Below are 14,232 nucleotides of genomic sequence, written 5' to 3' on the forward strand. Positions count from 1 at the left end.
CGACAGACGGCCGACGGGGCAGCCGGCAGGGCGGGTGGGGCTCAGGACGGCAGGTAGGCGGTCTGGATGAGTTTCTCGCCCGCCCGCCGATCCACGTGAACCCCTCGCCCAGCAGGCAGCACAAGAGGCCGGACGTTCCCGAACAGCTGGCCCTCGTCACGCGGCCCCGACAGCAGCACGGCGGGCGTGTTCATCTCCTTGAGCCGCCGCACCACGGGATCCAGCATGGCCCGCCCCGCCCCGCCCATCGCGCGCGCGAGGACGAGGTGCAGGCCGATGTCCCGGGCCTGGGGGAGCAGCTCGCCGAGCACGGCCAGCGGGTTGGCGGAGGTGGCGACGAGGTCGTAGTCGTCCACGATGACGTACAGGTCCTGCCCGGTCCACCAGCTCCGGGTGCGGAGCTGCTCCGAGGTGAGGTCGGGCGGCGGCAGCCGGTCCTGGAGCACCTCCTGCACGCCCTTGAGCAGGGTCGCGGCGGCGGTGCTCGAGGCGGCGTACCCGATGCGGTGCTCGGTGTCGGTGGCGTCGAGCAGCGTCCGGCGGTAGTCGATGACGATGAAGCGGGCCTGCAGCGGCGTGCGCGCGGAGGCGATGCCGCGCGCGATCACCTTCAACAGGTTGCTCTTGCCGCTCTCGGTGTCGCCGAACACCACGAAGTGCGGGTCGGTGTCGAAGTCCAGCAGGACGGGTGCGAGCGCGGCCTCGTCGATGCCGACCGGCACGCGGGTGCCGTCGCCGGACGGCACGGGCAGCGTGTGGGCGGGCAGCAGGGCGGGCAGCAGCCGTACGGGCGGCGCCCCCTGCTCGGGCCAGGCCGCAGCGGCCGCCTCGACCAGGGCGGACACGCCGTCGGCGAGGTCGTCCACGGTGCCGCGGCCGTCGATGCGCGGCAGCGCGGCGAGGAAGTGCAGCGCCTCGCGGGTGAGGCCGCGCCCCGGGGCGCGTTCCGGCACGTTGGCGGCGGCCCGCCGGTCGATCTCGGAGTCGAAGGCGTCGCCGAGCCGCAGTTCGAGCCGGGTGCCGAGCAGGTCGCGCACGCCGGCGCGGAACTCGAGCCACCGGTTGGCGGTGCCGACGACGTGGACGCCGAAGCCGAGCCCGCGCGTGACGAGGTCGCCGAGGTCGGGTTCGAGCTGCTCGTACTCCTGGCGCAGCGTCGCCCAGCCGTCCACGACGAGGAACACGTCGCCCCAGCCGTCGCCCTCGTACGCGCCGGAGGCGACCATGCGCCGGTAGGTGGCCATGGAGTCGATGCCCCGCTCCACGAACAGCCGCTCGCGCCGCTCCAGCACGCCCCGCACCTCGGCGACGGTCCTGCGGACCGCGTCGGCGTCCAGCCGGGTGGCCACGCCGCCGACGTGCGGCAGCCCGGCCAGCGCCGACAGGGTGCCGCCGCCGAAGTCCAGGCAGTAGAACTGCACCTCCCGAGGCGTGTGGGTGAGCGCGAGCGAGGCGATGAGCGTGCGCAGCAGCGTGCTCTTGCCGGTCTGCGGCGCCCCGACGATCGCGACGTTGCCCGCCGCGCCCGACAGATCCAGCCAGTACGGATCCCGCCGCTGGTCGAACGGGCTGTCCACGATCCCCGCGACGGCGTGCAGCCGCCCGGGACGCTCCTGCGCGGTCCCTGCGGCGGTGAGCCCGTGGCGGGGCGTGGCCTCGATGCGGGGCAGCAGCCGGTCGAGCGAGGCGGGCTCCTTCAGCGGCGGCAGCCAGATCCGGTGCGCCGCGGGCCCCTTGCCGGCCAGCCGGGAGACCACGATGTCGAGCAGGCTGTCCTGCTTGCCCTTGTCCTCGACGACGGGCGGAGTGTCGGCGACGGGCGGCAGCGGCACGCGTTCTGGGCCGTACCAGACGATCTTCCCCCGGTGGCCTGAGCGGGCCGCCGTGGCAGGGCTCTGCGCCGCCACCTGGTAGGGCCCCGACACGTACGCAGCCTTGAACCGCGTCATCCCGGTCGTCTCGAACATCAGGTACGCGTTGCCCGGCTCGGGCGGCAGCGAGTACGCGTCCGCCACCCCCAGCACGGCCCGGCTCTCGGCGGCGGAGAAGGTGCGCAGCCCGATCCGGTACGACAGGTGCGTGTCGAGCCCGCGCAGCCGCCCCGCCTCCAGCCGCTGGGAGGCCAGCAGCAGGTGCACCCCGAGCGAACGGCCGAGCCGCCCGATCATCACGAACAGCTCGACGAACTCGGGCTTGGCCGACAGCAGCTCGCTGAACTCGTCGAGCACGATGAACAGCGTCGGCAGCGGGCTCAGCTCCGCGCCCTGTTCGCGGGCCTGCTCGTAGTCGCGCAGCGAGGCGAAGTTGCCGGCCGCGCGCAGCAGCTCCTGGCGGCGTACCAGCTCGCCGTGCAGCGCGTCGTGCATGCGGTCGACCAGCGGCAGCTCGTCCTCCAGGTTGGTGATGACGGCCGAGACGTGCGGCAGCGTGTCGAGTCCGAGGAAGGTGGCGCCGCCCTTGAAGTCGACCAGCACGAAGTTCAGCGTCTCGGACGAGTGGGTGATCGCCAGCGCGAGGACGAGCGTGCGCAGCAGTTCCGACTTGCCCGAGCCGGTCGCGCCGACCACGAGCCCGTGCGGGCCCATGCCGCCCTGGGCGGCCTCCTTGATGTCCAGCTCGACGGGCCGGCCGTCGGCGCCGAGCCCGATCGGCACCCGCAGCCGGTTGCGCACCGGGCGCGGCTGCCAGGTGACGCCGGTGGACAGGCGGCGGGCGTCGCCGAGCCGGAGCAGGTCGGTGAGCGTGGTGTTCGTGGCGAACACGTCACGTTCCTCCTCGGGCCCGCCGGTGCCGGTCCGCATCGGCGCGAGCTGCCTGGCCAGCGCGGCGAACGCGGGCGCCGCCAGCCGGTCGGGCCGGCCCAGCGGCGTCCTGACCTCCTTGCCCAGCTCGTCCGCCGCGACCCTGACCACCTCGTCGGCGGTGACCTCCAGGCGCAGCGTGAGCTGGGCGGGCGCCTGCGGCACCCCACCGCCCAGGTCGATCACGGTGACGCCCTCGATGACGTCGAGGCCGAGCTGGCTGCCCGACGGCACCGTCCCGCCGTCCACCACGACCACGTGGTACGGCACCGCGTCCGCCGACATGCCCTTGCTGAAGCGCGGCCGGTCCTTCAGCTCGAACCCCAGCAGGTCGTCCAGCTCGCCCAGGTCGCCCGTCACCAGCCGCACCGGCCCCGCGCCGTCCTCCTCGGCCGGGTGCAGGGCGTGCGGCAGCCACTTGACCGGCTCCCACTCCCCGGCCCGCTCGCGGCCCGCGCACACCGAGATCCGCAGGTCGTCGGGCGCGTGCAGGGCCGCGGCCTGGGCCAGCGCGGCGCGTACGAGGTCGCGGGTGGCCACCGGGTCCCCCGACACCACGACCCTGGCGAACGAGTGCAGCGCCAGCGCCACCGGCAGCCCCGGCACGGTCGCGTGCGTGCGGACGAACCGGCGCAGCGCCCCCGCCGTCAGCGGGTCGAGGTCCTCGACGGGACGGGTCTCCGGCGGGATGAGCGGCAGCGCCAGCCGCTGCGCCGAGGTGGCGATCCTGACCTGCGCGAAGTCGTCGTCGCGGGGCCGGCGCTCCCAGAGCCTGCTGGTCATCACCAGCGACCACAGCGCGGCCGGGTCGGGGTGGCTCCAGGTCATGGCGCGGCGCTGTTGCGCGGCGGCCGTACGGACGCGCTTCCTGACCTGCTCCAGGTAGCGGTAGTAGTCGCGGCGCAGGCCGTTGAGCTGGTTGCGGCGCTCGCCGGCGTTGCGCGTGATCTGGCCGACGCTCATGCCGATCATGGAGACCGCGAACAGGCCGCTGGAGACCAGCATGATCGGGTTGCTCGCCGACCCGCCGGTGAACATCAGCGCCATCGCGCCCGCCCCGGCGATCATCGGCAGGTATGTCAGCAGCTGCGTCAGGCCGCCGCCCGTGACCGTCTCGGGGATCTCCGGCGGCGGCTCCAGGAGCACCTCGCCCCCCGGAGGCTCCGGCGGCCTGCGCCGCTCGGGCCTGCGTACCACGATCAGGCTCCCGCTCACCGGCCCCATGAAAGCCCCTGACGTAGGGATATGCCGGATATTTCAAAATTTCTAGACGTGTCACGGCCGCCGCCGGAGAAGTCCGCTCCCTACACTCGTCCGGGTGAGCGCCACCGGAACCGACCTGTGCCGGGTCACCGTCGTGACCCCGCGCGGCTTCCTGGACCTCGGCCTGCCGCCGGACATCCCGCTCGGCAACCTGCTGCCGACCGTGCTGCGCATCGCCGGCGACGGGCTGGCCGAGGCGGGCCTCGCGCACGGCGGCTGGGCGCTGCAGCGGCTCGGCGGGCCGCCGTTCGACCCCGGCGTCACCCTCGCGGAGCTGCAGGTCCACGACGGCGAGCTGCTGCACCTGCGCCCGCGCGGCCACGAGCTGCCCGAGCCCGTCTTCGACGACGTGGCCGACGCCGTGGCCACCGGCGTCATCGAGCGCACCGGGCGCTGGCAGCCCGCCGTCACCAGGACCTACGGCCTGCGCGCCGCCGCCTGCCTGCTCGCGCTCGGCGCCGCCGCGCCGCCGCTCGCGGGGCCGCCGTGGACGCCCGCCGCCCTGGTCGCGGGCGTCGTCGCGGTGCTGCTGCTGGTGGTGGCCGTCGCGCTGTCCCGCGCGCTGGGCGACGACCGGTCAGGGGCCGTCATCGGGTACGCCGCCCTGCCCTACGGCTTCGTCGCCGGCCTGGTCGCGCCCGCCTCGGGCCCGTCCGTGCTGCAGCCGGACAACCTGCTGGCCGCCTGCGGCGTGACGCTCATGCTGGCCACCGCCACCGGGTTCGCGGTGGCGCAGGGGCTGCCCGGCTTCCTCGGCATCGCCGCCGCCGCGCTCTGCGGGCTGCTCGGCTGCGGGGTCGTCATGGCGTTCGGACTGCCCGCGGCGGGGGCGGCGGCGGTGCTGGCCGCGCTCGCCGTGGGGCTCACCACGGTCATCCCCTCGCTGTCGTTCCGGCTGGCCGGCATGCCGCTGCCCGCGCTGCCCACCACGGCGGAGGAGCTGCGGCGGGAGAGCGGCGACCTCGACGGTGAGCTCGTCATCGACAAGACCGTGGCCGCCGACCGCTTCTGCGCCGGCCTGCTCGGCACGGTCGCGCTGGTCGTGCTCGGCGCGCAGGCGCTGCTGGTGCTGGAGGGCACCTGGGCGGCGCTGGTGATGAGCGGCGCGCTGTCGCTGTCGCTGCTCATGCGGGCCCGCGTCTTCGAGGGACGCGGCCAGCGGGCCTGGCTGCTGTCGGCGACCCTGGCCGGCGTCGCGCTGCCCGCCGCAGGAGCCGTGCTGACCGCCGGTGACGCCGTGCTGCTCTACGGGATCGTCCCCGGCCTGGTGGTGCTGGCCCTCGGGGTGGCCGGCACCGCGCTGTGGCTGGCCACCGCGCGGCCGTCCCCGTTCTGGGGCCGGGTGGGCGACATCTTCGACATCCTGCTGATGATCGCCCTCATCCCGCTCGCACTGGCCGTCATGGACCTGTACGAGACCATCCGCGGCCTGGTCAGCTAGCCGACTAACCGGAGAGGCGCAGTTGCACAGCCAGCGTGACCTTTACCAGGCGTATCGCCTCACCGTGCAGCGCATCGGCCTGGCGCTGCTGCGTGCCCAGCCCAACCAGCCGGAGTGGCCGCTGCGCCGCCAGACCATCGGGTTCCTCGCCGGGATCATGGTGGCGGTGCTGCTCTGCGTCGGCTTCGCCGTGTACGGGCTGCTGCGGCCCGGGGGCACCACGTCCCTGGAGGAGCCCGGCACGCTGATCATCGAGCGCGAGACCGGCGCCCGCTACGTCTACAGCCACGACCAGCGCCGCCTCGTCCCCGTCGCCAACTACGCCTCCGCCCGGCTCGTCCTGGCGTCCGGGCAGGTCAAGGAGCGGGTCGTGGCGCGCGAGGCGCTCACCGCGTACGAGCGGGGCGTGCCCATCGGCATCCCCGGCGCGCCCGACTCGCTGCCCGGCCCCGCGCACCTGGCCCGCGGCCCCTGGTCGGCCTGCGTGCAGGAGCGGGCCGAGCCGACCGGCCGCAAGCCGTACGTGACGCTCGTCGCCGGGCGTGACGTCGGCGGCACGCCGGTCGCCGAGGGGAGCGCGCTGCTGGTGGACGCCGGCGGGCAGCGGTGGGCCGTCTGGCGCGGCACCCGCATGCGCGTGCCCGCCGGCATCGCCCGCGGGCTCACCGCCGCAGACCCCGCGCCCGTCCCGGTGGCCTGGCTGAACGCGCTGCCCGAAGGCCCCGACCTGGCCGCCCCCGCGATCAGTGGGCGCGGCCGGCCGGTCACCGGGCCCGGCGGTAAGGCCGCCGCCGTGGGGCAGGTGTTCCGCGCGGGGGCCGTCGCGGGCGGCCAGGCCCGCTGGTACGTCCAGCTCGGCGACGGCCTCGCCCCCATCACCCAGGCCCAGGCGGCGCTGCTGCTCAGCGATCCGGCGAGCAGGGCCGCGTACGGGGGCGGCGCGGTCAGGGAGATCCCCGTGGACGCCGCCACCGCCAACGCCGCGCCCCGCTCCCGCACTGCCCTGCCCGCCGACGGGCTGCCCGCCGAGATGCCGCAGATGACGGCGTACGACCCTGCCCGCCCGCTCTGCGTGGTCTACGCAGAGACGGCCACCGGCTCCACCCGCGTCCGCCTCACCACCGGCGCCCGGCTCCCCGCGCCGCGCGGCGACGCCACCGACCTCGTCCGCCTCCCGCCAGGCCGCGCCGTGCTGGCCGGCGTGCTGCCCGGCGACGGCCAGCTCGGGGCCGTGCGCTCCTACTACCTGATCACCCAGGAGGGCCGCCGCTACGCCGTGCCCGGCAAGGAGGCGCTGGGCAAGCTCGGCTACGCCACCACGCAGGCCACCCCCGTGCCCTTGAACCTGCTCCAGCTCATCCCGGAGGGCCCGGTCCTGGACCCGGCCCGCGCCGCCAGGCCGGCCCTCGAAGACCCCCAGTAGCCACCGCGGCTCGCCGCCCCACCGCCCCCCAGCGGCCCCGTGGGTCAGTAGCCGCGGTAGCCGGTGCCGGTCTTCATGCCGACGACGCCGGGGACGTTCGCAACCGAGCCGTAGCGGGCGATGGCGTAGCGGACGCCGGCGATGATGTTGTCCACCGGGTTGTAGATGTCGTCGTGGCCGGGCAGCTTGTGGCGCTGGAAGGTCGGGTCGATCGTCTGCATGAGCCCCTTGGACGGGGTGCCCTTGACGGCGTTGGAGTCCCAGTTGTTGATGGCGTGGGGGTTCCCGCCCGACTCGTGCTTGATGATCATATAGATGTCGTTCGGGTGCATCTTGTCGGCCGGGTAGCCGTGCGCCTTGAGGATCTCGATGGCCTGGTTGATCCAGCCGGCCACCTGGCCCTGGGGCGCGGGGCCGCCGCCGGGCGGTGGCGGGCCGCTGGGGCCGTAGCCGCCGAACCCGCCCGTGGTGCCGCCGTGCCCGCCCGCGCCGGTGCCGTGCCCGGCGAGGGAGGTGCCGCCTCCATCGCCGCGCGACGCCGGCGACCAGCCGAGCGGCTGCCCGGCGCGGGGCGCGAACGGCTGGGCGTCCGGCTCCGGCACGGCCGCGGCCACGTCGGGGATCCCCGCGGTGGCGGTGGTGATCTTGCCCGCCAGGCTCGACAGCGTGGAGCCGGTCTCGGTGACCAGCCGCTGCAGGATGTCGCGGGCCTCGTTCAGCGCGGGGGCGGCGCTCTGCGTCAGCTGCTCCTCCGTGGGCGGCGGGGTAGCGGCGCGCAGCTCCCGTACGGCGGAGGCGTACCCCTGGCACACCTCCAGCGCCTGCGACTCGGCCGCGCGCAGCGTCTCGGCGGCCGAGTCCAGGTGACCGGCGGCCTCCTCCAGCGCCTGCGCCACCCGGTCACCGGCGCCCGTCAGCGTGCTCATGTACCCGGCGAACGCCTCGGCGCTGCCGCCCTGCCAGGCCGTCCGCACGTCACCGGCGGCGGTGACCAGCGCACCGGTGTGCTGCCGTGCCGTACTCGCCGCCGCCCGCCACGCACCGGCCGCCGCGGCGACAGCCCCCGGATCTCCGATGAGCCGCTCCGCCAGCCCGGCCAGCTCAGCCCCGCCCGGCACCGACCTGACCTCGTCGAGCACGCTCACCTTCTGACCGCCTGGGCGTCGGCTGCGGTGTAGGTGCGGTCGACGGCGTCCAGGGTGCGGTCCACCGCCTCCAGGCGGCTGCCCAGCGTCCTGCTCGCCTGCTCGGCGGCGCCGCGCAGGCCGGCGGTCGCCGTCGCGAGCGCCTCCGAGCCGGAGACGGCGCCGAAGGCCGCCGCGCCGGGGACGGCCGCGCCGATCAGGCCGGAGAAGGCCCCCGAGGCCGACTTCGCCGCCGCGCCGCAGCCCTCCAGCGCCTCGCGGTGGAACGTGAGCGCCATCGGCTCCCTCCTTCCTCAGCGCCGGAACAGCTCCAGCAGCTCCTCGGCCCGGTGGGTGCGGGCGATCCACACCTCGCGCCCCCGGCGCTCCCTCGTGATCAGCCGTCCGGCGCGCAGCCGGTCGCAGTGGTACGTCAGCCCGCTGGGCGCGATCTTCATGTCGGTCGCCAGCATGGACATGGTCATCGGCTGGTCCAGAGCGCAGAGGAGGTCGGCGCGGACCGGCCCGACCAGCGCGGACAGCTCGTCCACCGCGGGCGCGACGGGCCGCCGCCACAGCGAGTCCGCCCCGGGCACCGGGTAGGCGATCCAGACGGCGTCGGGGTCGTCCACGCCGATGATGAGCGCGTCCCGTCCGGCCAGCATCGGCACCAGCACGATCCGCCGGTCGCCCAGCTCGTACGTGCCGCCGCCCACGTCGGAGACGACCAGCCCGCGCTCGCCGTACACCATGCGGTCACTGATCGCGCCGAGCAGCAGTTCAGGCCCGCCGCGCACGGTCGTCACGCCGACCCGCTCGACCTCCCTGTCCAGCAGCGGGCGGGCCCGCTTCCACAGGGGTTCCGTGGCGTTCCAGACGTCGGCCAGGGCGCTGGCGTACCCGCGCAGCCAGTGGCCCGGCCGGTCGGCCGCCGCGCGCCAGTGCGGGGGCGGCGCGCCGGGCCCGTACGTGCGCTCCAGGTCCTTGACCAGGGCGTCGGGCGGCAGGTCCTGCAGGGCGGTGATCTGGGCCTGCACGGAGACGTCGCCGCCGGCGGGGGAGCGCGGCACCAGGCTGTCGGGCGCGAGCGTGGTCCCGGGAGCGGACAGGGGACGTACGGCCTCGTGGCCGAGCGGGCCGACCCGCGCGCCGACCGCCCGCCGCCACAGCTCCGGCAGGCCGCGGCGGCGGCCGGCGAGCGCGTCGGCGATCATGGCGAGCGCCGTGAGGTTGGTCGAGATCGAGATGGAGAGCTGCGGTGCAGAGTCGATGATCAACTCGCTCCGCACATTGGTCCTTGTTACTTGGGCCCCCACAGGTAGGAACTGTAGACAGGGAAGACATCGCCGGAGGAATGCTTCAACGAAGCTCGAAACATCAATAAAGCGGGCGATTCACGGGACTAAGTGCCGCTCGTTTCGGCGGTGTCCGGCCGGTGGTCAAATGATCTTCATCGGGTGCTCTCTCGCAAAGGCGGCTTATTCGCTGCGCGAAACTACGCCCCCTCGCTAACTCCTGCCTTAAAAGTGGCTTAAAACCCCCGTTGCGGCATACGTCCCATAGGCGGCGGGCGCCTCCCCGCACTCCAGAAGCACCGGCGGAACGCGTTTCTTGCACCGAGACCAAAAGACCGACCACCGCGTGATGCCTTTTTCCACCGCCACCCGGCAGGCTGGTGGCAGCGAGCCCCGCCGGGATGGAAGGCTTCCGGCAACCGCCCCGGTCCCCCTGCGAACGGGCGGCCGGGGCGGAGCCCGCATCGCACCGAGAGGAGTGCTGCAGATGACACAAGACGCCGGCCGCGTCGCGGCGAAGCGCATCAACGACCACGTGGAGGTCATCCACGTGGATCACCCGGACGTGGTCCTGGAAGTACCTCGCCGCGACTGGGAGGCGTTCACCGCGGCCGTCAAGTCGGGGGCGTACGACCTCGACGTGCTCCCCCGAGTGGCCGAGGAGAGCGCGGCCTGACCTTCCGCAGCACGACGGCGCCCGCTCCCACCAGGGGGAGCGGGCGCTCCGCTGTCAGTGGCGCCCGGTCCAGTACGCCGTCGCGCGCTCCCAGGCCGCCGCGCCGACCGCCCGCCCGAGCGCCCGGCCCTCGAAGTCGCCGGCCTTGAAGTGGATGCCGCCGTACCGGCGCGACAGGCCGGCCTCCTCCGCGGCGGCGCTGAACGTGCTCCAGCGCAGCGTCACGTCACTGGCGGGCGTCACCCCCGGCTCCACCAGCGACGACCCGGCGGCGACGACCGCCCGCCCGCCGAACGCGTCGCTCCCGGTGAACCGCTTGAGCACCTCGGCCGCCGCCGCGCTGAACGTGCTGTGCCCCGACACGTACTCGCCGAACGGCGGCGTCGGGAACGTCGGCGGCTGGTACGGCACCCACGACGCCCCGTCGACGGTCCGCCCGCCCCACGCCGGGATGCGCTGCCCCTGGTACAGGAAGCGGATCGCGGTGATCGGCCGGGCCGAGTCGCGGTCGCGCTTGACCTCCCACGAGGCGATGCCGGCGTCCATGACGGAGTTGGCCAGCGCGAAGAAGAGCTTGACGTCCTGGTCGAGCCCGAGGCGGTCGCGCGCGGAGACCTGCTGGGCGAACAGGCACCAGTGTCCTGGCGGCGTCTCGCTGCTGGGGCCGTCGGACCAGTATTCGGAGATCGCCTTCTCCCTGTCGCCCAGCGCGGCCGTGGTGGCGACGATCTCGGCGGCCTGGTCGCGGAACCCGGCGGACCCGTACGCGTGCGGCGCCGGCACCCGGTCGGCCAGCGAGCGCGCGGCCCCGCTGAAGGAGGCGACCCCGCCCCAGTGCGGCGACAGGAACGGCGGCGTCACCAGGTTCCCGGCCGCGTTGAGGTAGGTGAGCGGCGCCCACCGGCCGGGCTGGGCGAGCGTGGTCAGCGGCTCGGCGACGGGGACGGGGGCGTTGACGGGCGCGTAGCCGCTGGTGTCGGCGTAGCCGCCGGCCTGGTTGGAGCCGTCGGCGTGGCGGTGGTCGAGCGCCGCCTGGCAGGCGGCCAGCCCCGTACGGGCCGGGCGGCTCGACGGGTCGGCCGGATCGAAGCCGAGGTCGGCCATGAGCGCGTCGAACACGGCCCGCTGCCCCGGATAGAGATCGACGGCGGCGAGGTGCGCGGCGTGGCTGATGGCCTCGGTCTTGGCGGCGGTGGTGCGCTCGGCCGGGGGACGCCGCAGCGAGCCGCCCAGCCGGGTGCCCACGGCGACGGAGTCGTAGGCGGCCCAGGCGTCGTAGGCGCAGGTGTGCACGACGGCCAGCGCCCGCGCCACCATAGGCGGGCCGAGCGTGCCGGTGCGCACGGCCTGCAGCAGCGCCTGGTTCCAGCGCACCACCACGCTCGGCCCGTGCCGCCCGGTCTCGGCGTGGGCGGGCGTCAAGGGCAGGACGAGCGCGACCGCCGCCACCACGGCAGGGGCGAGCGTGCGTAAGCGTCTGAGCACGGGCATGTGTCGTCGAGACGGAACGGGCAAGGGTCGTCGAGCGGGCATGGGTCATCGCCTCCTGAGCGTTGCGTCGGACCCCCTGTGCATCAGGAGACGATCCCATGTTCGAACATGTATTCGAGCTATCTTCGGGGTGACATCGCCCTACCCCGGAACGGCTCAGGGCAGTTGCAGCTCGGCGAACACGCCGCGATGGTCGGTCCCGGGAACGTCCAGCACCGCGAAGTCGCGCACCGCCACCCGCCGGTCCGCCACCACGTGGTCGATGGCGATGATCGGCGGCATCGGCCGGAAGTTCGGCCACGTGGGCGTGAGCCCCTGGCCGAGCTGGTCGGCGGCGTCCACGTACCCCCTGGCCAGCAGCTCGCGGAAGGGGCGGTGGTCCAGGCCGGCGTTGAAGTCGCCGGCCAGCACCCGCACCACCGACGGCGAGGGGCCGGGCAGGGCGCGCAGGGACGCCTTCCACTCCAGCTCCTTGCGGCCCAGCGGCGGGTTGGGGTGCACGGAGACGACCTCCACGCGGCTGCCGCCGGGCAGCGTCAGGGCGGCGGCCGGCATGTTGTGGCCGATCGGCGTGAACAGGCCGGTCAGCTCCGTGACCGGATGCCGGGCGTAGATGCCGCTGCCGCTCACGTCGGCCTCCGCCTGCAGCACCCGGTACGGCAGGAGCCCGCGCAGCCCGGCCGCGTCGAGCCGGTCCGCCTCGGCGTGGGTCAGCTCGGGGGCGCTGAAGACGTCCACGTCGTACCGGCGGACGGCGTCCACCACGGCGGCGGCGTCGGCCCGGCCGAACAGGTTGATCGACAGCACCCGCAGCGTCGCGCCCTTGGCGGGCGGCTGCTCGGCGGCCACCGTACGCGGCGCCACCAGCGCGATCATCGTCACGCACGCCAGCGCGGCCACCAGCGCCGCCCACCGGTTGCGGCGCAGCAGCGCCACGGCCGCGGTCAGCGCCGCCAGCACCACGCCGTACGGGGTGACGGTCATGAGCTGCGCCTCGAACGAGCCGCGCTCCCACCCGAAGGTCCGGACGAGCGCCCACAACGCCAGCAGCACGGCCGCCGTCCACGTCATCCACCGGCGGCGCCGCCGCGGCGCCGGCAGCTCGTCGGCCGGGGGCTGCTCGGCGGTGACCGTCGTACTCACGTCGTCGTCAGCGCTTGCGGCCGACCCCGGCGTACATCCAGGCCGGCTCGTCGGGGAAGAGCGGCGTCTCCCGCCACTTCGACACCGCCACCAGGCCGGGCTCCAGCAGGTCGAACCCGTCGAAGTAGCGGGAGATCTGCTCGCCGGTGCGCGGCGTCCTGTGCATGGCCTGCGAGCTCGTGGCGGACACGTAGTCGTCGGCCGTCCGCTTGTCGATCAGGTCGAGCGTCAGGTGGCTCAGCACCAGGTAGCTGCCCGCCGGCAGCGCCTGCGCGTACGCCTTGACCAGGCCCTCAGGGTCGTCGGCGTCGGAGATGTGCATGAGGATCGCCACCATGACGAGCGCGATCGGCTGGGTGAAGTCGAGCGTGGCCAGCGTGTCGGGGTGCTCCAGGATCGTGCGCGGCTCGCGGACGTCGGCCTCGATGTAGGCCGTGCGCCCCTCGGGCGTGCTGGTCAGCAGCGCCCTGGCGTGCGCCATCACGATGGGGTCGTTGTCGACGTAGACCACCCGCGACTCGGGCGCCTCCGCCTGCGCGACCTCGTGCGTGTTGCCCTGGCTGGGGATGCCCGTGCCGAGGTCGAGGAACTGCCGGACGCCGAGCCGGCTGAGGTGGCGCACGGCCCGGCCGAGGAAGGCCCGGTTGTTCCTGGCGCTCTCGCGGATGCCCGGCACCGCGGCCATCGTCTGCTCGGCCACCCGGCGATCGGCCTCGAAGTTGTCCTTGCCGCCGAGCCAGTAGTCGTAGACCCGGGCGGAGTGAGGGATGTTCGGGTTGATGCCGTGTGGTGCGCTCACATGGACGATCTTACGGGCATACCCGGCCTTTCCGGCGTTCAGGCGGTCACGAACTCCGCGATGATCACCGTGGCGTCGTCCTTCGGCTCCTGGGCGGCCATCTCGTCGTAGATGCGGTCCAGGCAGGACGCCGGCGACGCGCCCGCCGCGAACAGCACCTTCAGCCGCTCCGCCCCCAGCGCCTCGAGCGCCCCCTCGCTCGCGATCGCCACCCGGTCGCCCGGCCGCAGCGTCACCGTGCCCACCTGCGGGCCGAACGGGCCAGGCAGGCCGACGCGGCACTCGCCGTACGCGGGGGTCGTCAGCAGCCGCGCCTGCCCGCCCTTCGGGCAGTGCCAGATCGTGCCGCCGCCGGCGTGCAGGAACCGCAGCCGCGGCGTCTCCGTACGGTCGAGCACCACCAGGTCCAGGGCGCTGGCCAGGCCGTCGCCCGACGCCCGCACCGCGCGATGGGCGGCCTGCGCGCACGCGTCGAGGTCCTCCTCGCACACGCCGCCGTGCTGCGGCCGGGCCGCCACCACCGTGCCGAGGGTCAGCCCGGCCGCCGCGTGCGCCCCGCCGCCCGCGCCGCGGGCCGCGGCGATCATCCGCTCCTGCACGACGTACGCGTCGGACGGGCTCGCCTGCCCGCCCTCGTACGTGCCGCCCACCGCCACCAGCCGCGACCGCGACACCGGCATGCCCGCCGGCCAGTTGCCCTGCCTGCCCCTGACCGTCATCACCGAGAGGCAGCCCAGCAGGAACGTGATCACGAAAACCGTCATGAGGTCCCCTCC

The 14,232-nt window shown here is 74.5% G+C and carries 11 protein-coding genes; 3 read left to right on the top strand and 8 right to left on the bottom strand.

Going from position 1 to position 14,232, the window contains the following annotated elements:
• Positions 1-41: 41 nt before the first annotated feature.
• Positions 42-4,016 (bottom strand): type VII secretion protein EccCa, encoded by a 3,975-nt coding sequence (gene eccCa / locus AB0K12_RS11750; protein ID WP_364558636.1) that lies wholly within the window; start codon positions 4,014-4,016, stop codon positions 42-44.
• Between the two features lie 103 nt (positions 4,017-4,119).
• Between eccCa and eccD the strand changes: the two genes are divergently transcribed.
• Both eccD and eccB read left to right on the top strand, forming a co-directional pair.
• Positions 4,120-5,505 (top strand): type VII secretion integral membrane protein EccD, encoded by a 1,386-nt coding sequence (gene eccD, locus AB0K12_RS11755; RefSeq protein ID WP_364558638.1) that lies wholly within the window; start codon positions 4,120-4,122, stop codon positions 5,503-5,505.
• Between the two features lie 22 nt (positions 5,506-5,527).
• The gene (gene eccB / locus AB0K12_RS11760; protein WP_364558640.1) at positions 5,528-6,928 is read left to right on the top strand and encodes a type VII secretion protein EccB; all 1,401 of its coding nucleotides are present in this window, start codon (positions 5,528-5,530) and stop codon (positions 6,926-6,928) included.
• Positions 6,929-6,972: 44 nt separating this feature from the next.
• Here the strand turns inward: eccB and AB0K12_RS11765 are convergent, their stop codons facing one another.
• From AB0K12_RS11765 to AB0K12_RS11775, 3 genes are read right to left on the bottom strand one after another with little or no spacing between them, the layout of a single operon-like run.
• Positions 6,973-8,073: a transglycosylase SLT domain-containing protein gene (locus tag AB0K12_RS11765; protein WP_364558642.1), complete on the bottom strand. Its 1,101-nt coding sequence runs from the start codon at positions 8,071-8,073 to the stop codon at positions 6,973-6,975.
• Positions 8,070-8,351 (bottom strand): hypothetical protein, encoded by a 282-nt coding sequence (locus AB0K12_RS11770; protein WP_364369237.1) that lies wholly within the window; start codon positions 8,349-8,351, stop codon positions 8,070-8,072. The genes AB0K12_RS11765 and AB0K12_RS11770 overlap by 4 nt, the downstream gene beginning before the upstream one ends.
• 15 nt (positions 8,352-8,366) lie before the next feature.
• Entirely contained in the window at positions 8,367-9,341 is a 975-nt protein-coding gene (locus AB0K12_RS11775) for a winged helix-turn-helix domain-containing protein (RefSeq protein ID WP_364558645.1), read from the bottom strand.
• 493 nt (positions 9,342-9,834) lie between these two features.
• Here AB0K12_RS11775 and AB0K12_RS11780 point away from each other — a divergent pair, with 493 nt between their 5' ends.
• The gene (locus AB0K12_RS11780; RefSeq protein ID WP_355418876.1) at positions 9,835-10,023 is read left to right on the top strand and encodes a hypothetical protein; all 189 of its coding nucleotides are present in this window, start codon (positions 9,835-9,837) and stop codon (positions 10,021-10,023) included.
• Positions 10,024-10,077: 54 nt separating this feature from the next.
• On the opposite strand, the gene AB0K12_RS11785 is transcribed toward AB0K12_RS11780, so the two are convergent.
• The 4 genes from AB0K12_RS11785 to AB0K12_RS11800 all read right to left on the bottom strand — a co-directional run bounded on the left by AB0K12_RS11785 (position 10,078) and on the right by AB0K12_RS11800 (position 14,220).
• Complete coding sequence (locus AB0K12_RS11785) at positions 10,078-11,514, bottom strand: vanadium-dependent haloperoxidase (RefSeq protein ID WP_364558648.1); 1,437 nt, start codon at positions 11,512-11,514, stop codon at positions 10,078-10,080.
• 156 nt (positions 11,515-11,670) lie between these two features.
• The gene (locus tag AB0K12_RS11790; RefSeq protein WP_364558651.1) at positions 11,671-12,657 is read right to left on the bottom strand and encodes an endonuclease/exonuclease/phosphatase family protein; all 987 of its coding nucleotides are present in this window, start codon (positions 12,655-12,657) and stop codon (positions 11,671-11,673) included.
• A gap of 7 nt (positions 12,658-12,664) precedes the next feature.
• On the bottom strand, positions 12,665-13,456 hold the full coding sequence (locus AB0K12_RS11795; RefSeq protein WP_364558653.1) for an SAM-dependent methyltransferase: 792 nt from the start codon (positions 13,454-13,456) through the stop codon (positions 12,665-12,667).
• 38 nt (positions 13,457-13,494) lie between these two features.
• Complete coding sequence (locus tag AB0K12_RS11800; RefSeq protein ID WP_364558656.1) at positions 13,495-14,220, bottom strand: SpoIIE family protein phosphatase; 726 nt, start codon at positions 14,218-14,220, stop codon at positions 13,495-13,497.
• Positions 14,221-14,232 lie beyond the last annotated feature (12 nt).

This window comes from Nonomuraea sp. NPDC049419, from assembly GCF_040676995.1.
Taxonomy (GTDB): domain Bacteria; phylum Actinomycetota; class Actinomycetes; order Streptosporangiales; family Streptosporangiaceae; genus Nonomuraea; species Nonomuraea salmonea.

Coding starts and splice junctions, on each gene's coding strand:
- AB0K12_RS11770 (WP_364369237.1), bottom strand. CDS start 8,351: ATGGCGCTCACGTTCCACCGCGAGGCGCTGGAGGGCTGCGGCGCGGCG.
- AB0K12_RS11780 (WP_355418876.1), top strand. CDS start 9,835: ATGACACAAGACGCCGGCCGCGTCGCGGCGAAGCGCATCAACGACCAC.
- AB0K12_RS11785 (WP_364558648.1), bottom strand. CDS start 11,514: ATGCCCGTGCTCAGACGCTTACGCACGCTCGCCCCTGCCGTGGTGGCG.
- AB0K12_RS11800 (WP_364558656.1), bottom strand. CDS start 14,220: ATGACGGTTTTCGTGATCACGTTCCTGCTGGGCTGCCTCTCGGTGATG.